We start from the raw sequence: 20,510 nt of genomic DNA on the forward strand, positions 1-20,510 counted from the left end.
GCTTGAAAATTTAGCTTTCTTTGATAGTTCCGTTATACCCTGGCTTCCTCTAACACCCCCTGCATTCTGCCGAGCCACTCGATAAGACTATCCAACTGTTGCTGAGGTTTCATCGCCCCCAAACCCCGCACCGTCACTTTTTTAGAGGTGTACACAAAGCGGGACTGGAGATGGGACGGCAACTTTTCGGCGAAGCGCTGCCAGGCGGGTTCCTCCATGGGCGTTTCTAGGACGATATTTTGTTTGCCTTCGGGTTTGATGCGCGCAAAACCAAGGGATTTGGCAATCATTTTTAGCTCAATGACCTGGAGCAGTTGCTCGACCGAGGGGGGTAATTTGCCGTAGCGATCGCCCCAATCGGCAGCAATTTGCATCAGTTCCAGTTTAGAGTTGGCCTGGGTAATCAGACGATAGGCATCGAGCTTTTGGTCGCCATCGGTGATGTAGTTGCTCGGAATAAAGGCCGTGAGTCTTAGATCCACCTGACAGTCATCCACCTGGGGAATTTCCTGGCCGCGAATTTCACTGATGCAATCCTGGAGCATCTCCATGTACAGATCAAAGCCAATGGCCTCCATTTGCCCGGACTGCTCTGCCCCAAGGAGATTTCCCACGCCGCGAATTTCCATATCCCGCATCGCCAATTGATAACCAGAACCCAGTTGACTAAATTCCTGCAAGGCGCGCAATCGTTTCCGGGCTTTTTCGGTCAGTTCCCCTTTGCTCGGATAAAGGAGCCACGCGTGGGCCTGGATCCCGGAGCGTCCCACCCGACCCCGCAGTTGATAGAGCTGGGAGAGGCCAAATTTTTGGGCATCTTCGACGATAATCGTGTTCACCCTGGGAATATCTAAACCAGACTCCACAATGGTCGTACAGAGAAGAATATCCGCCTCGCCATTATTAAAGGTCAACATCGTCGTTTCGAGGTCGGCTTCGTTCATCTGACCGTGGGCGATCGCCACCCGCGCCGAGGGAATCATTTCTTGTAATTGGGTGGCAATGGTTTCGATCCCTTCAACGCGAGGCACCACATAGAAAATTTGTCCGCCCCGATCTAATTCATTGCGAATCGCAGTACGGATAATTTCGGGGTTATGGCGGGACACATGAGTTTGGATCGGGCGACGGGAGGGCGGTGGCGTGGTGATCAGGCTCATTTCCCGAATGCCCGACAGGGACATATATAGGGTGCGCGGAATCGGGGTGGCGGACAACGTCAAAACATCAACCTTCGTTTTGAGAGCCTTAATTTTTTCCTTTTGATTCACCCCAAAGCGTTGTTCTTCATCGACCACAAGCAAACCTAAATCCTTAAATTGCACGTCTTTGCCGAGGAGTTGTTGGGTGCCGACTACAATGTCTAATTCGCCCTTGTGGAGCCGCTCCAAAATGTCCTTGCGTTCGGAGGCGGTGCGGAAGCGGTTTAAAAGGCCAATATTGATCGGGTAGGGAGAAAAGCGTTCTTTTAAAGTGTGGTAATGCTGTTGGGTCAAAATTGTGGTCGGTGCCAATAACGCCACCTGTTTATGGCCGCCAGTCACCACCTTAAAAATGGCCCGGATCGCCACCTCTGTTTTCCCGAAACCCACATCACCACAGACGAGCCGATCCATGGGGCGATCACTTTCGAGATCCCGCTTAATATCCTGGACGGCCTTCAGTTGGTCTGGGGTTGCTTGGTACGGGAAAGAATCCTCCATTTCCTGTTGCCAGGGGGCATCGCTTGGGTAGGTTGTGCCTTTCATTTCCGCCCGTTGCGCATAGATTTTTAAGAGGTCAACGGCCAGCTTTTTAACAGACTTTCTGACCTTAGCCTTGGTTTTTTCCCAGGTTTTGCCGCCCATCCGGTGGAGTTCCGGACGCCCCTTGGCGGTGTGGCGATAGCGGGACAGGGTATCTAGAGAATCTGCGGGAATTCTCAAAATTCCATCGGCATATTTGAGAACTAAATATTCTCGACTTTGCAGGGTTTCAATTTTAATAAAGCGACCAATACCGTGGCTTTTGTGGACAATATAATCACCGGGATTGAGCTTATTAACGTCAACGGTTTTTGAGGCGGCCCGGCGACGTTTTCTGATGTAACCAAAGGTGGTGAGGGCGTGTTGGCCATAGAATTCTCGGTCGGTAACAACGGCAATTCTAAAGGTGGGTAGAATAAAACCTTCGAGTTCTGCTTGGCCTTTGTATTTGAGGGCGATCGCCGTGCCTTGGCGTTGGTGCTTTTCGATGGCGGGATAATCCCTGGGGTTGGGGATGAACTGGGCGGCGCAGTCATGTTCCTGGAGTAGAGACACAGAGCGTGAGGGTTGGGCCGAGACCAGCCAAGCATTGTATTTATCGAGGGTAATGGTGCTGTAGATTTCCCGTTTACCCCGCAAAATTTCTGCTAATTTACCAAACTGGTGCGGTGTAATGGGCACCGGGCGGCTGGACAGGTTGACACTGGTTTCACTGACATCATCAAGTTCTGCCAGGGTGATTTTTTGATACCGTTGGCTGACTTGGTCGAAATTTTCTTGCACCCTGCGGTGAATTTTCGGCAAGGGAAAGTCGCCATTGAGCAACTGCCACTGGGCCTCGCTGGTTTCGTAGGTGCGATCGCCATGGGCCAGACATTGGGAGAGTTCATCGATGGCCACCAAGGTATTTTCGGGTAAATATTCCAGAATCGAGGCCACCTGATCCGCAAAGGCGATCCCTAAAAAGCGTTGCATTCCCTCCGGGTAAACACCATCCGCCCATTGTTCTTTTTCCTCTGAGGTTAAAGGGAGATCCGCCGGATCAAGGATCTGTTGACCAATTAAAGGAGCCCAGGCCGTGGGGGTCAAAACCAGTTGGTCTACTTTATCGAGGGAACGCTGGCTGTTGGGGTCAAACTCCCGGATGCTTTCGAGCTGATCACCGAAAAAATCTAAGCGGATCGGTAACTCCCCCGACACCGGAAAAATATCAACAATATCCCCCCGACGAGTCCATTGGCCTTCGGTTTCGACGATGTTCACCCGCTCATAACCCAGGCGCGTTAACTGAGTGGCGATCGCCCCGGCGTGATCGAGTTCTTCTCCCGGCGTTAAGGTCAAACAATAATCTTGGAAAACCGTTTGGGGTGGCAGATGGGGCTGGAGAGCGCGCTCCGTTGTCACCACGACCATGCCCTTACCAGCATTAGACGACTGACCCTGGGCGATCGCCCCTAGGGTTTGCATCTGCCCCCAGATCATTTCTGACTCTGGATCAAAGGCCTCGTAGGGGGACGCTTCCGAGGTGGGATAAAACAAGACCTGCCCCCAGCCCATGGCCTCTAATTGGGCCGCCCAACGTCCGGCTTCCTCTAGGGTGGCACAAACTACTAATAAATTTTTCTCCTGCAACTGCGCCAAACTTGAGGCCAGCAGCCCTTTGGGGAGTCTTGGCAGGCCACTTAATGCGAGTTCCCCTTGGGTCTGGAGCTTTTGGTTTAATTCTGCGGTGAGGGCAGCGCGGCTCAAAAAACGGACAACCGAGGAAAAAGTCATAGGTAATGGCGACGGTGACAGGAAGCATTTAGGGGTTCATTCAATGTATTACAGTTCTTTACAGGGCCGCAAAATCAATAAAAAAATCAATAAAAGATTACGGCGATCACTTCGGCTTTTTGAGGCTTGTTTAGGATTGCGCTGCCTGCTGTTCAAAGAAGTCCGCTTGGGTCGCAAAAATTTCAAACACACGGTTCATATTGGTCAACTCAAACAGCATTTGTACCTGTTCATTGACGTTGCATAAAATCATTTTCGCCCCGTGGGAGCGCACCGTTTTTAATAATAAAACCAATGATCCGAGGCCGGCACTGTCCATAAATGTGATTCCAGCAAAATCAAGGACAACAACTTCTTTTTTTTCCTCGGTAATACTTTTGAGTAAATCATCTTTAAACTCAAGGGATTTAATATTATCAAAAATGCCCGTGGGGTGAAAGACTGCAATTTTGTTATCCATAATGAACGCAGAATCGTTAAAAAAGAATCAAAAACTAGGTAAAAATTTTAAATCAATCTTGATGGTCAAGAAGGTGAGGCGTTGTCCTCAAGCGCAGTGACCCAGGGAGACTGTTTTAGCTTAGTCTACATTGTCGTCCTTTGAACCAGACCTATTCTTTTCAATCCATGGGCTTGGCAACAAATGGCGTTTCTACCTTAAATATTATCCGAGCCTAGGGGCAACCTGGCGGGGAAAATTGGATTTTTTAGGCTCAGGCTTGCGGTGGCGTGGTGGGTCGTTGTCTACTGTCTCAGGGAGCAGCCTGATAAAATGCCCAGGGTGTGGCAGCCAGAGTACAGGATAGCCCCGATGGTAAGGAAGATTTTGATTTTGGGGGGCACGGGCTGCATCGGTCAACGGGTGGCAGCGGCGATCGCCCCCCTGGGTGCGGTGACAGTTACGGGACGTTCTGGGCAGACAGCAAAGGCGCTCCAGGGAACATTTCTGCGCCTTGATTTAGAAGATTTAGCAGCTTTAGAAAAGGCGATCGCCAACCATGATCTGGTGATTCACTGTGCGGGGCCATTTCACCGCCGGGATGGGCGAGTCCTACAAACCTGCATCCACCAAGGCAAAAATTACATTGACGTTAGTGATCACCGTTGCCTGTACCAAAAGCTCAAACCCCTGACCCAAGCCGCCAGGGAAGCCGGAATTATCGCGGTGTGCAATGCAGGGGTCTTTCCGGGGATCTCTAACAGTATGGTGCGCCTCGGTGTAGAGCAGCTCGACGAACCTCACCAAATTGAGCTTTATTATGGTGTCGCAGGTTCCGGCGGGGCTGGAGAAACGGTGCTGACCACGACTTTTCTGGGGTTAGGAGAACCTTTTCTGGTGTTCCAAGGGGGCACTTGGCAAGCCAAACAACCCTATTCCAAGCCGACGATTATCGATTTTCCGGCACCCATTGGCAAAACAACGGTGTATTGGTTTGATGTGGCGGAAACTTTTACCTTTGCTGAGTCTTTTCCGGTAGAAACGGTGGTCACAAAATTTGGTTCTCTGCCCAATTTTTATAATCAGCTGACGCGGGCCATGACCCTATTGCCGGAATCATTACGCCAACATCCCCGCATCATTCAGGGTCTCAGCAAAATTGGCTACGGTATGACCAAGCTCACGGATTCCTTTACGGGGGTTGGGGTGGCGATGCGAGCGATTGTTAGCGGCATAAAAGATGCTACGCCCCAGCAGGTTACGGTGGATTTTGTTCATGAACACACGGCGATCGCCGCTGGCTTAGGGGTTGCTCTGGTGGCGGAGTTAGTTTTGAGTGAGCAAATTAACCAGCCTGGTCTCTATCCCGTCGAGCAGATTATTCCCAGTGATTTGTTTTTGGCCTGGGCACGCCAGCATCAACTCCAACTTTCTTGGAACATTCAACCTTCTGAAAAGAATTAGGCGATCGCCAATTGAACATTCACTAGAAATCTGGTCACTATTTTTAAACTGTCGCTGTTAGGGCCGATTGCTTGAGTTGCAGGAAGGTCGAAATTTCATGGGCCACTTTTTCGGGCTGAAAATAATGGAAAAAATACCGACCTTGGGGGCATTGCCACAGGGTATCCTCCGGCTTGAGCCAAGGCTGCCAATCTGTTTGAAGTTTCTGATCAATCACCACATCATCACTGCCCCCACAAACCAACAAAGGCATTGAGACCGAACGGGGTGGTAAAGATCGATTTCGACAAAGGGTATGGAGGGGAAGAGCCGTTTTGAGGTCGCTTTCGAGCACATCCCGCAGTTGATAAACGGTGGCTGGCGATTGAATTCCAAACAGATTGTAAACGGTCTGCTTTAGGAGAATACTTCTCGGACAAGGTAATAGGCGCAACTGGGCATAATAATGGGCCTGCCAATCCACCGCCGGATAAGCCCCTACCGACAGCAAGGTCAGGGATTTCACCCGTTCTGGGTGGCGATCGCCGTAGAGCAAGGCCACTAATCCGCCAGTGCCATGGCCTAGTAAATGAACGGGGCGATCGCACTGCTTGAGGTAATCATGAAGCAAGACTAAAACATCATCAAGGGAACGGGCTTCGTCCATCGATTGCTGATATTCCCAATAGTGAACTGAGTGTTTTTTTGCTAATACCTTCAGGAGAGGTATATCAAAGGATTTAAAAGCGGGATTAACGTTTAACCACAGCACATCATTGGTTTGGTACATTTTTATTTTTAGAATAATTTTTTATTGTTGTTATTGATTAAAAAAAATTTATTTGGAAAAATCCCTTTACCGAATTCCTTTTGATTCCACCAGAGGAAGAGTACAACAAGCTCCTCCCCTGAATGACATTAATCAAGCGTTCTACAGACCAAAGGCTGGTTTAAGTTGGGCAACCCAAGCTTGAATACGTTCTGCCGTCAATTCCGGTTGATTATCTTCATCGATCGCCAAACCGACAAATTTACCGTCCCGTTCCGCTTTGGATTCGCTGTGGTCATAACCAGCGGTGGGCCATTGGCCTACGGTTTTCCCGCCAAGGCTGGTAATTTTTTCTTCTAAAATGCCCATGGCATCCTGAAAATTGTCGGCATAGCCCACTTGATCCCCAGCCCCAAAATAGGCAATGGTTTTTCCTGAAAAGTCTACGTCATCGAGATCATCATAGAGGGCTTCCCAGTCTGACTGTAGTTCTCCCACATTCCAGGTTGGACAACCAATGATCAGCTGATCAAAATCCCGTAGTGCTTCGATATCAACCTCAGCCACATCAAAAAGTTCGACAATATCTGAACCACCAAAGGCCGCTTGGATCGCTTGGGCAAGTTCTTCTGTGTTGCCTGTTTGTGTGCCGAAAAATAAACCAATTTTTGACATGATTAAAACCGTAATCTTGCTTTAGAAAGTTGTTTGAATTGAAAAATCAATTACTCTAAAAAGAGTCGCGTTAGGAGAAAGAAAAAAGGTTCCAAATCACTGCATGGAACCCGATTGTCTATGAGAGGAAAACTTTTACTAAGTTGATGTGTAGCGGTTAAAAAACCTAGGCATCCAGTGGATCGCTAAGGACTTTTTCGACTCGACGGAAATCAAAGCCCATGGCGCGGAGGGCGTGCCAGAGGTGCCCCTGGAGGAAGAAAAAGGCAAAGAAGAAATGGGCATTGGCTAACCAGGCACGGGAAGTGTGTTCGTTCATGGGGAGCTCGATGGTGTCGGCAAAGTAAGGCACAATGCTGAGTTTGACATCGAGAACAGGCCCATAAAATTCAACGGGATAGGCCGTGGTATTCACTGCGCAGAAGTAGGCGGCCACAAATCCCGCCAAGGCGATCGCCCCCAGGGAATAGGACAAAATCGCTTCCCCAGAGAACAGGAGCACCTTTTTTGCCCACTGGAGTGGCGGCACGAGAATGTGCCAAATTCCCCCAGCCACAAGCAGTACACCCACATAAATATGGCCACCAACGATATCTTCGAGATTATCAACGGTGGCGAAGTGGGTTTGATACCCGTAGATCACCGCCGGATCGAGGGTCGGCTCTGTAACCAAGCGCACGGTTTGGGTCGCTGTGTCGTACAAACCGCCAAAGTACATCGCTTTCGCTACGAGCAAGAAAGCACCCAGTCCCAGCAACAGTAAGTGATGGCCCAAAATTAAACCCAATTGCTTCGGGTCTTCCCAATCAAAATGGAAACGACGGGCTGGGCCGGTGGCTGTTTTGAGATCTTGGGGGCCACGCAACACATGGAACAATCCCCCTGCCGCCAGTACCGCTGAAGAAATTAGGTGAATTGCACCAATCACAAAATAAGGCTCTGTATTGATCGCACCGTTTCCTTCGATGCCCAGGCCAAGGGTGGCTAAATGGGGCAAGAGGATTAAATTTTGCTCGCCCATGGGTAGGGTCGGGTCAAAGTAAGAAATTTCGAACAACGTGAAGGCCCCTGCCCAGAAAACAATTAAGGCAGCATGGGCCACGTGGGCACCAATAAACTGACCGGAAAGGTCAGCAAACCGGGCATTGCCTGCCCACCATTCGTATTTAACGTCTGGATTATCGTAGGTTTGCATCGTGATTTTAAAAAGAGTGGTCGTTAAAACTAATCAGGCTAATCACTTATCGCATATATTTGGCAATAAAGGATTGGCTTTATCCTACAATTATTCTCAGTAAAGTCAAGTTAACTTTTGTAAAAAGTTGCCCTGGCCAATCACTCCATGAGACCAAAAACCTTATCTCTGCAAAGAAAATAGGAGTTTTTACGAATTTCTCGCTCCACTTCTCGCCGCAACGATCACGTCTTTTTTGCTAATCAGTTTTGATATGAAGAAACCCAAATAATTATTTCAGACAAGTTTTATCACTATTAATTATCAGTTGGTGTTCATGCAATAAAAGGCGATCGCCTAGGTATCAGTCGGATTCCTGGCCGCAAACTACGCTAAATTAACTAAGTCCAATTCTCGAAGCCCATGGAAATCGCAACCTGGAACGTGAACTCGGTGCGTTCTCGCCAAACCCACATCTGCCAATGGTTAGAACAAACGGGGGTTGATCTGCTCTGTCTCCAAGAAACAAAGGTGGTAGATCCGGACTTTCCCCGGCAGCCCTTTGAAGCCCTGGGGTATCACACCTCGATCTCTGGCCAAAAATCCTACAATGGCGTTGCTCTCCTCAGTCGGGAACCGCTCCAGGACGTGATTATTGGTTTTACGCCTGTGGTCGGGGCGGCGATCGCCCAGGATTTTGACGCGCAGAAACGGGTGATTTCTGGGGTGATTGGCGATGTGCGGGTGGTGAATCTCTATGTGCCCAATGGTTCCGCCGTCGGTAGCGAAAAATATGACTACAAGCTGGGCTGGTTTGAGGTTCTCAAGGCCTATTTAAAAGAATTGTGCAAAGACGATCGAGAGATTTTAATGTGCGGCGATTTTAATATTGCCCTCGAAGACCGGGATATTTATATGCCGAAAAAACCGGATCACATTATGGCTTCCCCCGCAGAAAGAGAGACTTTAACGGCGATCCTGGACTTCGGCTTTCAGGATGTATTCCGCAAATTTAACCAAGACGCAGATCAATTTAGCTGGTGGGATTATCGGACGCGGGGTTTTAGTCGGAATCGCGGCTGGCGCATTGACCACATTTATCTGACGGAAAAGCTTTACGGCCAGGCAAAACGCTGTTGGATCGACCGGGAGCCGCGCGGTTGGGAAAAACCCAGTGACCATACCCCTGTAATTGTGGAGCTTTAGACCGATGGAACCGCTTACCCTCCGGAATCAAACTTTTACCTGGGGCGATCGCACCTATGTGATGGGAATTCTCAATGTCACTCCCGATAGCTTTAGTGATGGGGGTCTGTTTAATTCCGTCGCCTCAGCCCTGGCCCAAGCGGACAAAATGGTGGCTGCTGGCATTGATATTCTTGACATTGGTGGTCAATCGACCCGACCTGGTGCGGCACAAATTTCCCTCGCGGAAGAGTTAGACCGGACAATTCCTGTGATCCGAGCACTGCGAGAAAAATTTCAGACGGTGATTTCCATCGATACTACCCGGGCAGAAGTAGCAAAAGAGGCGATCGCCGCTGGAGCCGATATTGTTAATGATATTTCTGGGGCGACCTTTGACGCGCAAATGCTGACGGTGGTGCGGGATTTAAACGTGCCAATTATTTTGATGCACATCCGGGGCACACCCGAAACCATGCAAAGTCTAACGGACTACCAAGATCTGATTGCCGATCTGAAAACTTTTTTCCAAGGGCGCATCGCTGCTGCCCTAGAATTGGGCATCCCGAAAAATCACCTGATCCTCGATCCGGGCATTGGTTTTGCGAAAACAGCCCTGCAAAATTACGATCTCATTCGCCAGCTCCAGGACTTTCGCGATCTGGGTTATCCGCTCCTGGTGGGGCCTTCCCGTAAAAGCTTTATTGGCCATATCCTCAACGAACCAGATCCCACGCAACGGGTGTGGGGGACAGCGGCGGCCTGTACTGGGGCGATCGCCTTTGGAGCCGATATCCTCCGGGTGCATGACGGGCCAGAAATGATCGATGTGGCGAAAATTGCCGATGCGATTTGGCGGCCTACAAAGAGCGCAGAAACTTAAAGAATTCGGTCAAGAAATTTTGAAGTTTTTCGTTATCGGCGTATTTTTTCTTGGAGAGTAACAGCGCCGTTTTACTATTAATTTCGCTCAGGGTCGGGTAAACATGAATCCCCGTTAAGGCCGAAACCGGTAAACGATAGGTCATCGCCAGAACAATTTCATGGATCAGCTCCCCTGCCATTGGCCCTACCAGATGCGCCCCCAGGATTTCGCCGTTATGACGCACAATCAACTTATTAAAGCCCACGGTAGAATCCTCCGCCTGGGCCCGATCCACTGATGCAAAGGGCACTTTCAAAATCAACACATCACCGTAACGTTTACGGGCTTGTTCCTCGGTCATGCCAACCCGTGCCACCTCCGGATCGGTAAAAGTTGCCCAGGGAATCACCCGATAATTGACGCTTTTGAGAAATAACTGCAGTGGATTCAGGGCATTTTGGAGTACCACAACGGCTTCGTAACCCGCCACATGGGTAAACTGATAGCCCCCAATCACATCGCCGCAAGCATAGATCCGACCATTGGTCGTTTGGAGTTTGTCGTTTACATGGATGCCTTGACTGTCGTAGTCCACTCCAGCGGCTTCTAGGTTGAGGGACTTGATATTGGGAGTGCGGCCCGTGGCCAGGAGAATTTCATCGGCGATCGCCGCCACCTGGGAATCATCCTCGGTGTAGAGGTGTTTTTTGCCCTTGACCACTGCTACCCGTTTTAACCGGGCATTTTTCAGAATGGTGATTCCTTCTTGGTTAAATTGTTGCTCCAGGACGGCGGCGGCATCGGGGTCTTCTTTGGGCAAAAGGCGATCGCGGCTCGCAAACAGAGTCACTTCCGTCCCCAAACGGTGGAAGGCTTGCCCCAACTCACAACCAATCGGCCCTGACCCAATCACCGCGAGGGATTCTGGCTGCTCCGTGAGGGCAAACACCTGTTCATTGGTAATAAAACCCGCTTCCTGGAGCCCTTCGACGGGGGGGACAGCAGGCCGTGACCCAGTGGCAATCACAAAGGCGCGGGCCGTTAGCTTGCGACCATTGACGAGAAAAGTTTTGCCGTCGAGAAACTGACCATCGCCAAAAATCACCTCGACCCCAAGCCCCTCAAATCGCTCTGGAGAATCATGGGGCTCAATGGTGGCGATCGCCTTTTGCACATGACCCATTGCTTCTGAAAAATTAATTTCTGGCGCTTTTGTATGAACGCCGACCCGTCCTGCGTGGCGCACTTGGTGGGCAACTTTTGCCGCATGGAGAAAAGATTTACTGGGAACGCAACCATACCAGAGGCAATCTCCCCCAAGGCGATCCTTTTCCACCAGGGCCACCTTTGCCTTTAACTGGGCCGCTGCACTGGCCACCACGAGGCCCCCAGAACCACCGCCGATGATGACAATATCGTAATCCACAGCCACAGTTAAGTTTCTCCATTGGTGCAGTCAAGTGATTTTATTTTGCGCGAAAATTTCCCCTTTGTATCGCTAACGTTGGGATTTTCAGGAAATTTTTAACTCTTTTTCTGCTTAGCTTCAGTTTTGTCGCCCGCTTTCCCCAGGCCAAGGGGTGATTGTCTGAAACCACTACAATACGAGTTAATTAGTTGATTTACTCGATGGGAACTCCTTTGAAAATGTTACGAAAACTCTTGTTTGGCCTAACGCTCATGGTGGGTGCTGGCTTCAGTATGCCGGCCCAGGCGGATGTTGTTGCCTATCCTTTGGTTTATAACATCGATGACCAACCCTTTGAGGGGTATGTTGCCCGCAACGAAGGCTTTGGGGATGATCAGCCGATTGTTTTACTCGTGCACGACTGGGATGGCCTCAATCGCTACGAGAAAATGCGCGCGAATATGCTCTCGACCCAAGGTTATACGGTACTTGCCCTTGATCTGTATGGTCAGGGGGTACGACCCGAAAATGTCGCTGAATCCCAAGCAGAAAGTGGCAAACTCTATGGCGATCGCCAACTGATGCGCGAAAGATTACAAGCAGGCTTAAAAGTCGCCAAGCAACTCGAAGGGGTTGACCCAGAAAAAGTCGCCATCATGGGCTATTGCTTTGGGGGGTCAGCGGTACTAGAAATGGCCCGGTCAGGGGCAGATCTCGACGGCTTCATTTCCTTCCATGGCGGCTTAGCCCTACCAGAAGGTCAAGATTACAGTGAAACCACAGGTTCCGTTTTAGTGCTCCATGGCTCCGCTGATCCTGTCTCTCCCATTGCTGAGGTGGCCGCCCTCGCCACAGATTTAAACGAAGCAGGCGTGACCTACGACATGGAAATCTATGGGGGCGGCTTACACTCTTTTACCAAGTGGGATTCTAGCGATTATGACCCCCAAGCAGATCTCAAATCCTGGGATGAATTGCTCGAATTTTTAAAAACAGTTTTTTAAACCAGATCAATTTTTCATTTCAGAAAAATTACAGTTCATTATCGGCAAGTTTTGGAAAAATATCATTCCAGGCTTGCTTTTTTGATGTTTTTCGCCACGGTAAAACAGCAATTAGTACAAATTTTACATCACCAATTTCACGCCCATTGGGAAACTTTTCCGTGGCTTAACCTGTCATGGACTTTTACACAAGGATTGAGTTAAGCAGGATATTTAGCACCATGAAACCCTTCACACGTCAATGGGTACTGCTGGGCCTTATTCCCCTCCTGACTTTGGGGTCACTACTGCCCACATTGCCCGCCGCCGCTGACCCCAGAAGAAACAACACCCCCGAAAATTCCTACGAATACTATAGATATCGTTGGGATTATGATGACGATGATGACTGGGATGATTATGACGATGACGACGATGATCGCTATCGATATCAATACCGTCGATACGACTGGCGCGATGAAATTTCTTCCTGGGATAGAATTTTTAATGACATTGATCGCAATTACAACAATCGTATTCCCCGCGAGCTTTTTTACTTCCTAAGACGCGACCAAAATCTGCGTCGGAGCCTGTTTCAAACCTTCGGTCTGCCTAGGGGAAATGACAGTTTGATCCGTGACATTATTCTCGGTGTTCTTTTCGATCGTAACTACAACAATTACAATAACTACCGTTATCAGCGCGGGTTTGACTACGGCATCGATGCTAGTTGCTTACCAGCCCGGTGGCGACAGGAATATTATCGCGGCAACCCAGTGCCTCCCTATTTGTTGCGGCAATGTGGTCGCGTGCGTTCGTATGATTACGATGATTAATTAAAACGGTTTCCCTAGGGTTGTTTCACTGAGGGGACATCGGGTCTACGGAACAAACCGAGGCTATAAAGATAGAGTGTGCCAACGGAACTGAGAAAGAGCACATAGGCGATCGCCTGGGCCAGATAAATTTTTTGGCGATAACCCAACAAAGATTTCAGCAGAATCCCCGGAAACTGTTTGTCGGGTAAAGTTTCTGACAAATCCCAAAGCTGAATCCCCAAAACGCAGGCTGGGGCAGGGGAAATGCAGAGGGCTTGATATTGGGTTTGGATCTGGGCAAAAAGGGCGATCGCCGCATCGATGTGCTTTAAAACACCGACCACGAGCCCCGCAATAATCAGCAGCAGAAAGATTCCCATCACCTGAAAAAATAACTTGATATTCAGCCGTACTCCCAGGGCAAAGAGTAGAAACCCCAACACCGTTGCCACAGTCAAGCCAGCCATCGCCCCAAGACTCGGCGGCAGCCATCCCCCTTGGAATTGGGCCACGATAAAAATCACCGTTTCAAATCCCTCCCGGAGTACCGCGATAAAAATCAGGGAAAAGACAGCCCAAGCTGCCGTTTCTCTGTCCTGGAGTGCCGCTTGCAATGCCCCTTCGACATCGGACTTTAAAGATTTGGCCTGGCGGGTCATCCAAATGAGCATCCAACTCAACATGGCGATCGCCACAACCCCAAAACTCCCTTCGAGGATTTGTTTAAAAACTGGCGCATAGGCTCCATCCGCCGTCGCCACCTGTAACAGCAGCCCCCACAGACCCCAGCCCACCAGGACACTCGCCCCCAACCCGGCACCAATGCCACCATAGACCCACTTTTGTAGGGACATCTGCTGCGCTTTCGCCAGACAAGCCAAGACAATGCCCACCACCAGGGCCGCTTCAAAGCCCTCCCGCAACGTAATCACAAAGGCGGGTAATGCTGCACTAATTTCCATAACTGATCCCATCAATTTCGGTGACGTTTTTCGCTTGCGCAATGCTTTTTTGATCCTAAAGGATTTTCCTTAAGACCTAGGCGATCGCCAAAAGTCCCTTACTCTCACCATCGCTGCGATGAATATTTTGCATCCAAATTTTGCATAAAAGTGACGGCCAATCACGATTAATGCTTAACGGCTCTGACAAGACATTTTTTATCTTGACTGAATGGTCAAAAATAAAGCAACTCAAAAATGCTCACAATGCATTTTCTGCAACATTTTGCTCTTTATTGGCAGATACAGAAAGTCATTTTATTCACAAAGTCATATTATTCACAACTTTTGGTCAAGAACACCAGGAAGGAAAGGAATACAGATAAACTCTTAGATAGTTGCCTTAGTGTGTGGCAGAGCATTGTCCATTGCAGCCGTCACCTAACATTTCATCGAATAACGCCACATGACCAACCTTACGCTTCTTCAGCTTTGTATTTGGCTTAGTCACAAACACGGGGACCCCCTGGATGGACTGCGTCAAGAGCTATTATTGCGGGCGTTAGAAGGGTACAAATTAAAAGATATTCAGATCGATGGCTATTCCCACAGCTATGTAAAACGGGTTATTGCTCCGGATCTTTGGAAACGCCTCGGACGTTATTGTAACCAACGGGTGGGGATTCGTTCACTCCAGTTGGCTTTGACCACTAAATATGAGCAGCTCTCGGAACAAGAAAAGGCAGCGGTCGATAAAATCGTGCCCAATGGTATGGCCGCAACGACGGAGTCCCAAGTACCAGCCCCAACACCACCCCAGTACCAAGGAATTCCGAGAAACAAGAATCATTTTTATAACCAAGAGTCAACCCTGCGCACCCTAGGGCAACGGCTCCAACAAAGGGATATTTCATTAATCTTCGTGCTAGGGGGTGGCGGCCTGGGAAAGACTACCCTTGTCAGCGAAGTGCTCCGGCACCACCCACCACTCCAGGAAAACACGCTCTGGTGTAACCTCAGCGATCGCCTCATGTTTGATCACAATTGGGCTTTGATTCAGCAGGAATGGGCCTTGGCGGAACACCCTGACGGGGCGATCGCCCAACTCCAGGATCATTTGCAACAGCAGCCGAAGATTTTAGTCTTTGACCACTGGGAACTACTCTTTGCCACCGCTTGTCTGTCGGGAAACTATCAACCGCAACACGTAATGTATGTGGAATTTTTAGAGGCGATCGCCCACCAGAGTCTAGCTGGCACCGTTGTCGTGATTTCCAGAGAAAATTCCCCCGCCATCGAAGCCTTAGCCACGGACAACCCCAGGGTCACATTGATCACCGTCGAAGGCCTCAGTAATTTAGTCGCCCAGCAAATCCTCCAGGAATATAACCTCCAAGACCCAGAGCTTTGGGCTGATTTGGTCGAGACCTATCGCGGCAACCCCCTCAAGCTCCGGCTAATTGCCACAGGGATTCAAGAATGGTATGGCGGTTCTGTGGCGCAATTTCAAAACCAAGAAACAATTATCGGTGGCAATACCCTACGGGATATCCTCTACAATCTCACCTGCCGCATTAGCAACTCCGAACAGGAAGTGCTCTACTGGCTGATGTTGTGGGGCAAATCCATTACCCTCGAACAACTGCAGGCTAACTTTCATGTAGAAATGCCCTTTGCCAGTGAAGTTTGGGATGCGGTGCGCTCCCTTGACCGACGTTTCCTCCTGGAGAAAAAAGAAAATCATCGCCCCTACTTTGGCCTGCAACCGTCTATCCAGCGTTACCTCGCCCAGGAATTTACCCGGGAATGTTGCCAAGAAATTATCCAGGCGATCGCCACTCTCCCCCAAACCCACTTTAATCACCTCAAACATTTCCCCCTCATGCCCCAGGGAGCCGATCCAAATATCCTGACTTCCCCCGTTATTTGCCCGATCCTGAAGGGACTGCAAAACCGTTATCGGGATTTTTCACAAATCCAAGCAAATTTGCGGCGACTTGCCCAAAACACGCCCCCTGCAAACTCCCTCCAGCACGACTATCGCCAAACCAATCTCACCCTTCTATATGAAACCTTAACGACCTATTTTCTCTAGCCCATCCGGAGATATTTAAAGGAAAAACTTTTCTGGGAATCTTCTGAGGCGATCGCCCTTCTCTGATAGACTTTGGGGTGTTTACAAAAAAACTAAATGACTGGTGGTTTTGATCAACAGTCGCAGTCTGGAGGATAAAAAGCGTGGAAAGCACCCTCGGTTTAGAAATTATTGAAGTTGTCGAACAAGCGGCGATCGCCTCTGCCAAATGGATGGGGATGGGCGAAAAAGATACCGCCGACCAAGTGGCCGTTGAAGCCATGCGGGAACGGATGAATCAAATTCATATGCGCGGTCGCATCGTTATCGGTGAAGGGGAGCGGGATGATGCCCCCATGCTTTACATCGGTGAAGAAGTCGGTATTTGTACCCGTGAAGATGCCAAAGCCTATTGCAACCCCGATGAACTGATCGAAATTGACATCGCCGTTGACCCCTGTGAAGGCACCAACCTCGTCGCCAATGGTCAACCCGGTTCCATGGCAGTCCTCGCCATTTCCGAAAAAGGCGGTCTGTTCCATGCCCCCGACTACTACATGAAAAAATTGGCCGCGCCCCCAGCCGCCAAAGGAAAAGTTGACATTCGCAAGTCAGCCACCGAAAACATCAAAATTTTGTCTGAGTGCTTAAATCGTAGCCCAGAAGAATTAGTCATTATCGTGATGGATCGCCCCCGTCACAAAGATCTGATCAAAGAAATTCGGGCCACTGGCGCCCGGGTTCGTTTGATTAGCGATGGGGACGTATCTGCGGCAATTTGTGCTGCCTTTGCTGGGACGAACATCCATGCGCTGATGGGAATTGGGGCCGCTCCTGAAGGGGTGATCAGTGCCGCCGCGATGCGTTGTTTGGGTGGTCACTTCCAAGGGCAACTGATTTACGATCCCGCCGATGTGAATACCCCCGAAAGTGCGGACTGGAATCGCGAAGAAAATATCAAACGCCTCAAGTCCATGGGCGTTGAAGATCCGGACAAGGTTTATGAAGCAGAAGAATTAGCTTCCGGTGAAACGGTTCTGTTTGCGGCCTGTGGGATTACCCCCGGCACCCTCATGGAAGGGGTTCGTCTGTTCCATGGTGGCGCACGCACCCAGTCTCTGGTTATTTCTAGCCAATCCATGACGGCTCGCTTCGTGGATACCATTCACATGTGGGACAACCCCCAAAATATTCAACTCTAGGATCAAACTTGACAGCGATCATTGGAGTTTAATCTGTCTGCAACAAAAGGGCGATCGCCAACGAGGGGTCGCCTTTTTTTCGTGCGCTGTCAGCGATTGGGATGCCGTAAAGTTACATAAATTTTCTTTACAAAACCTTTTGTCCCTAAATGTTCGGAGACTACATTGCATAGGAAGTTAAAAAAATCCTTTAATAGAACTCTGCGCTTCCCTTGGATGTTGGAGCCCTAGAGAGATCAAACCTTTAGAGAAAACCCCATGAATATCGTTGTTGTTGGCCTGAGTCATAAAACAGCCCCCGTCGAAATCCGCGAAAAACTCAGTATTCAAGAAGCGAAAATGGACGAGGCGATCGCCCACCTCAAATCCTACCCCCACGTAGAAGAAGTCGCCGTTATCAGTACCTGTAACCGCCTTGAAATCTATGCCGTCGTGCAGGAAACAGAACAGGGCGTGCGGGAAATTTGCCAATTTCTTGCGGAAACCGGACAACTCCAACTCAACCGCCTGCGCCGTTACCTCTTCACCCTGCTGCACCAAGATGCCATCCGTCATCTCTTGCGAGTCGCTGCGGGCCTAGAAAGTCTCGTTCTCGGCGAAGGCCAAATCCTCGCCCAGGTCAAAGCCGCCCACAAACTTGGTCAACAGCACAAAGGCCTAGGGCGCTTACTCGACCGGATGTTCAAACGGGCGATCACCGCCGGGAAACGCGTCCGCAGCGAAACCAACATTGGCACCGGGGCCGTTTCCATTAGCTCCGCCGCCGTGGAATTGGCCCAGATGAAGGTCAAGGATCTTTCCAATCAAAAAATTGCGATTATCGGTGCCGGGAAAATGTCGCGTCTGTTGGTGCAACACCTCGTTTCTAAAGGGGCCGAAGACATCACTATCGTCAACCGTTCCGAACGGGGGGCGCGGGATCTCGCGAAAAAATTCCCCGATGTGGATCTGCAATTAGAATTGCTGCCAGAGATGCTCAATGTCGTTGAACAGGCGGACATTGTCTTTACCAGTACCGGGGCGACGGAACCGATTCTTGACCGGGCGAAACTGGAAAATCTCGATCTTCACACGTTAATTTTGATCGATATTTCTGTGCCCCTTAACGTTGCTGCCGATGTGGAAGAAATCGCCGGCGTGCGTTTATATAATGTGGACGCCCTCAAGGAAGTAGTGGCCCAAAACCAAGCGTCCCGCCGCAAAATGGCCGAAGAAGCCGAAGCCCTTTTAGAAGAGGAAGTAGAAAACTATATCCAATGGTGGCAGTCCCTCGAAACCGTCCCGACCATTAGTTCCCTACGCAGCAAAGTCGAAAGCATTCGGGAGCAGGAGCTGGAAAAAGCCCTCTCTCGCCTCGGTGCAGAATTTGAAGAGAAGCACCAGGAAGTTATCGAAACCTTGACCCGGGGGATCGTTAATAAAATTCTCCATGATCCGATGGTGCAACTGCGGGCCCAACAGGATATTGAAGCCCGTCGAGTCTGCCTCCAATCGCTGCAAATGCTGTTTAACCTCGAAACGGAAGAGGCGATTTAGCAAGAGCCTAAGGCATTATTAAACCCAATAAATTTCGGTTTGAGCCGGTGTTTTCGCTAGGATGATGAACGCGGAGACTCCGGCTCTGTAAGTTTATTTTTTAATTTCTTTTAAATTTCTGAGGTAAATAAATGCGCCAAAATCGATGGAAAAAGGCGATCGCCAGTTTGTTGATCGTGATCAGTTGTACGTTGGCTGCTTGCGGTGGCGTCGGTAGCCTCCAGGGCTATAGCAATGGCACCTATGGCTATCAGTTTCTCTATCCCAATGGTTGGATTCCCGTTGACGTCAGCAAGAGCGATACTGGCGTAGATGTGGTATTTCGGGATTTGGTGGAATATTCCGAAAATTTGAGCGTCATTATCAGTGATGTTCCCGCCGACAAAGCCTTAAACGATCTCGGCACTCCCACCGATGTTGGCTATCGGTTTATGAAAGAAGCAAGCCAAAATAGCGATCGCCAACCTGAATTGATCCGGGCCGAAAGCCGTACCGACAAAGGCCAAACCTACTACACCCTCGAATATCGCGTCACCCTCCCTGAAGGTCAAATGCGCCATGACCTCGCCACCGTTGCCGTCAAGCTAGGGAAACTCTATACCTTTAATCTCTCGACCCGCGAAAGCCGTTGGCCCCAAGTGGAGAAACTCTTTAACGCGATGGTCAATTCCTTTAAGGTCTAATTGATGAGCCATATTCAAGCAATATTTTTGACACCTTGATCCGCCAGTGCATCCACCTGGGTATGCTGTAATTGCCTTTGTTTGCGCCGCCTTACCTCAAAACACCATGGAATTTGTCCTTGCGTCCGCTTCCCCAGCCCGTCGTCGTTTACTCCAAGGCATTGGGATCAACCCCATTGTCCACGTGAGTCATTTTGATGAATCCCAAATTCACCATGATGATCCGGCCCAGTTGGTCGAAGCCCTCGCTGCGGCCAAAGCAAAAACCGTGGCCCAACATCGTCAAGATGCTTTAATCCTCGGCTGCGATTCAGTGCTCCATGTCCGGGGCGAAATCCTGGGGAAACCGGCCTCCCCTACTGAGGCGATCGCCCGGTGGCAAACCATGCGGGGCCATTACGGTTTGCTCTACACAGGCCATGCCCTCGTGGATCAAACCCAAAACCAACTGCTCGTGCGCCACGGAGTTACAAAAGTCTATTTCGCGGCCATTGACGATGACACCATTGCGGCCTATGTGCGCAGCGGTGAACCCCTACAATGTGCGGGGTGTTTTGCCCTTGAAGGAAAAGGGGGACTTTTTATCGAAAAAATTGAAGGCTGCCATAGTAATGTTATTGGCTTGAGCCTGCCGCTATTGCGGGAAATGCTGACCCACCTCGGCTATACCGTTCAGCACCTGTGGCCCTAGGATCAGCGGCAATGTCCAACAAATAGGGCAATGTTACATTTACTGGCATTTTACCAACGACATTTTAGGGATGGGATATTCTGAGAAGAAATAACATCCGCCC

17 protein-coding genes are annotated in these 20,510 nt (G+C 49.8%); 10 read left to right on the forward strand and 7 right to left on the reverse strand.

Annotated elements, in window-relative coordinates:
• Window positions 1-32: 32 nt before the first annotated feature.
• Entirely contained in the window at window positions 33-3,521 is a 3,489-nt protein-coding gene (gene mfd / locus AWQ24_RS06520; protein WP_065716318.1) for a transcription-repair coupling factor, read from the reverse strand.
• Window positions 3,522-3,651: 130 nt separating this feature from the next.
• Window positions 3,652-3,981, reverse strand: a complete 330-nt coding sequence (locus tag AWQ24_RS06525) for an STAS domain-containing protein (protein ID WP_062433658.1) — start codon at window positions 3,979-3,981, stop codon at window positions 3,652-3,654.
• Window positions 3,982-4,332: 351 nt separating this feature from the next.
• Here AWQ24_RS06525 and AWQ24_RS06530 point away from each other — a divergent pair, with 351 nt between their 5' ends.
• A complete protein-coding gene (locus AWQ24_RS06530; RefSeq protein WP_065716319.1) occupies window positions 4,333-5,424 on the forward strand; it encodes a saccharopine dehydrogenase family protein in 1,092 nt (363 codons plus the stop codon).
• 43 nt (window positions 5,425-5,467) lie between these two features.
• On the opposite strand, the gene AWQ24_RS06535 is transcribed toward AWQ24_RS06530, so the two are convergent.
• From AWQ24_RS06535 to AWQ24_RS06545, 3 genes are all read right to left on the reverse strand, one after another.
• Window positions 5,468-6,193 carry an alpha/beta fold hydrolase gene (locus AWQ24_RS06535; RefSeq protein ID WP_012306910.1) on the reverse strand — a complete coding sequence of 242 codons (726 nt, stop codon included), beginning with the start codon at window positions 6,191-6,193 and terminating at the stop codon, window positions 5,468-5,470.
• A gap of 141 nt (window positions 6,194-6,334) precedes the next feature.
• Window positions 6,335-6,847, reverse strand: a complete 513-nt coding sequence (gene fldA / locus AWQ24_RS06540) for a flavodoxin FldA (protein WP_030006508.1) — start codon at window positions 6,845-6,847, stop codon at window positions 6,335-6,337.
• A 166-nt stretch (window positions 6,848-7,013) separates the two neighbouring features.
• Window positions 7,014-8,042: a chlorophyll a/b binding light-harvesting protein gene (locus tag AWQ24_RS06545; protein ID WP_041443458.1), complete on the reverse strand. Its 1,029-nt coding sequence runs from the start codon at window positions 8,040-8,042 to the stop codon at window positions 7,014-7,016.
• A gap of 402 nt (window positions 8,043-8,444) precedes the next feature.
• Between AWQ24_RS06545 and xth the strand changes: the two genes are divergently transcribed.
• Window positions 8,445-9,227: an exodeoxyribonuclease III gene (xth, locus tag AWQ24_RS06550; RefSeq protein ID WP_065716320.1), complete on the forward strand. Its 783-nt coding sequence runs from the start codon at window positions 8,445-8,447 to the stop codon at window positions 9,225-9,227.
• A 4-nt stretch (window positions 9,228-9,231) separates the two neighbouring features.
• Window positions 9,232-10,089, forward strand: coding sequence for a dihydropteroate synthase (gene folP, locus AWQ24_RS06555; RefSeq protein WP_065716321.1), 858 nt, complete (start codon window positions 9,232-9,234; stop codon window positions 10,087-10,089).
• Here folP and AWQ24_RS06560 read toward each other — a convergent pair.
• A complete protein-coding gene (locus AWQ24_RS06560) occupies window positions 10,067-11,503 on the reverse strand; it encodes an NAD(P)/FAD-dependent oxidoreductase (protein WP_065716322.1) in 1,437 nt (478 codons plus the stop codon). The two genes, folP and AWQ24_RS06560, sit on opposite strands and share 23 nt — an antisense overlap.
• Window positions 11,504-11,718: 215 nt before the next feature.
• Between AWQ24_RS06560 and AWQ24_RS06565 the strand changes: the two genes are divergently transcribed.
• On the forward strand, window positions 11,719-12,483 hold the full coding sequence (locus AWQ24_RS06565; protein WP_065716323.1) for a dienelactone hydrolase family protein: 765 nt from the start codon (window positions 11,719-11,721) through the stop codon (window positions 12,481-12,483).
• Between the two features lie 221 nt (window positions 12,484-12,704).
• Window positions 12,705-13,298, forward strand: a complete 594-nt coding sequence (locus AWQ24_RS06570; RefSeq protein ID WP_065716324.1) for a hypothetical protein — start codon at window positions 12,705-12,707, stop codon at window positions 13,296-13,298.
• Window positions 13,299-13,312: 14 nt separating this feature from the next.
• On the opposite strand, the gene AWQ24_RS06575 is transcribed toward AWQ24_RS06570, so the two are convergent.
• The gene (locus AWQ24_RS06575; RefSeq protein WP_012306919.1) at window positions 13,313-14,242 is read right to left on the reverse strand and encodes an FTR1 family protein; all 930 of its coding nucleotides are present in this window, start codon (window positions 14,240-14,242) and stop codon (window positions 13,313-13,315) included.
• A 445-nt stretch (window positions 14,243-14,687) separates the two neighbouring features.
• Here AWQ24_RS06575 and AWQ24_RS06580 point away from each other — a divergent pair, with 445 nt between their 5' ends.
• The 5 genes from AWQ24_RS06580 (at window position 14,688) to AWQ24_RS06600 (ending at window position 20,407) form a co-directional block, all read left to right on the forward strand.
• On the forward strand, window positions 14,688-16,316 hold the full coding sequence (locus AWQ24_RS06580) for an NB-ARC domain-containing protein (RefSeq protein WP_012306920.1): 1,629 nt from the start codon (window positions 14,688-14,690) through the stop codon (window positions 16,314-16,316).
• Window positions 16,317-16,459: 143 nt separating this feature from the next.
• Entirely contained in the window at window positions 16,460-17,497 is a 1,038-nt protein-coding gene (gene glpX, locus AWQ24_RS06585; protein ID WP_012306921.1) for a class II fructose-bisphosphatase, read from the forward strand.
• A gap of 258 nt (window positions 17,498-17,755) precedes the next feature.
• The gene (locus AWQ24_RS06590; protein ID WP_012306922.1) at window positions 17,756-19,033 is read left to right on the forward strand and encodes a glutamyl-tRNA reductase; all 1,278 of its coding nucleotides are present in this window, start codon (window positions 17,756-17,758) and stop codon (window positions 19,031-19,033) included.
• A 131-nt stretch (window positions 19,034-19,164) separates the two neighbouring features.
• Complete coding sequence (psbP, locus tag AWQ24_RS06595; RefSeq protein WP_012306923.1) at window positions 19,165-19,716, forward strand: photosystem II reaction center PsbP; 552 nt, start codon at window positions 19,165-19,167, stop codon at window positions 19,714-19,716.
• A 106-nt stretch (window positions 19,717-19,822) separates the two neighbouring features.
• Window positions 19,823-20,407, forward strand: coding sequence for a nucleoside triphosphate pyrophosphatase (locus tag AWQ24_RS06600; RefSeq protein ID WP_030006517.1), 585 nt, complete (start codon window positions 19,823-19,825; stop codon window positions 20,405-20,407).
• The last annotated feature ends 103 nt before the right edge of the window (window positions 20,408-20,510 follow it).

It is taken from the genome of Picosynechococcus sp. PCC 8807, from assembly GCF_001693295.1.
Taxonomy (GTDB): domain Bacteria; phylum Cyanobacteriota; class Cyanobacteriia; order Cyanobacteriales; family MRBY01; genus MRBY01.

What these genes read in the sequence shown, in the direction of transcription:
- AWQ24_RS06535 (WP_012306910.1), bottom strand. Translation starts at nt 6,193, where the DNA reads ATGTACCAAACCAATGATGTGCTGTGGTTAAACGTTAATCCCGCTTTT.
- AWQ24_RS06545 (WP_041443458.1), bottom strand. Translation starts at nt 8,042, where the DNA reads ATGCAAACCTACGATAATCCAGACGTTAAATACGAATGGTGGGCAGGC.
- folP (WP_065716321.1), top strand. Translation starts at nt 9,232, where the DNA reads ATGGAACCGCTTACCCTCCGGAATCAAACTTTTACCTGGGGCGATCGC.
- xth (WP_065716320.1), top strand. Translation starts at nt 8,445, where the DNA reads ATGGAAATCGCAACCTGGAACGTGAACTCGGTGCGTTCTCGCCAAACC.
- AWQ24_RS06600 (WP_030006517.1), top strand. Translation starts at nt 19,823, where the DNA reads ATGGAATTTGTCCTTGCGTCCGCTTCCCCAGCCCGTCGTCGTTTACTC.
- AWQ24_RS06575 (WP_012306919.1), bottom strand. Translation starts at nt 14,242, where the DNA reads ATGGAAATTAGTGCAGCATTACCCGCCTTTGTGATTACGTTGCGGGAG.
- mfd (WP_065716318.1), bottom strand. Translation starts at nt 3,521, where the DNA reads ATGACTTTTTCCTCGGTTGTCCGTTTTTTGAGCCGCGCTGCCCTCACC.
- fldA (WP_030006508.1), bottom strand. Translation starts at nt 6,847, where the DNA reads ATGTCAAAAATTGGTTTATTTTTCGGCACACAAACAGGCAACACAGAA.
- AWQ24_RS06570 (WP_065716324.1), top strand. Translation starts at nt 12,705, where the DNA reads ATGAAACCCTTCACACGTCAATGGGTACTGCTGGGCCTTATTCCCCTC.
- AWQ24_RS06525 (WP_062433658.1), bottom strand. Translation starts at nt 3,981, where the DNA reads ATGGATAACAAAATTGCAGTCTTTCACCCCACGGGCATTTTTGATAAT.
- AWQ24_RS06580 (WP_012306920.1), top strand. Translation starts at nt 14,688, where the DNA reads ATGACCAACCTTACGCTTCTTCAGCTTTGTATTTGGCTTAGTCACAAA.
- psbP (WP_012306923.1), top strand. Translation starts at nt 19,165, where the DNA reads ATGCGCCAAAATCGATGGAAAAAGGCGATCGCCAGTTTGTTGATCGTG.
- AWQ24_RS06565 (WP_065716323.1), top strand. Translation starts at nt 11,719, where the DNA reads ATGTTACGAAAACTCTTGTTTGGCCTAACGCTCATGGTGGGTGCTGGC.
- AWQ24_RS06590 (WP_012306922.1), top strand. Translation starts at nt 17,756, where the DNA reads ATGAATATCGTTGTTGTTGGCCTGAGTCATAAAACAGCCCCCGTCGAA.
- AWQ24_RS06530 (WP_065716319.1), top strand. Translation starts at nt 4,333, where the DNA reads ATGGTAAGGAAGATTTTGATTTTGGGGGGCACGGGCTGCATCGGTCAA.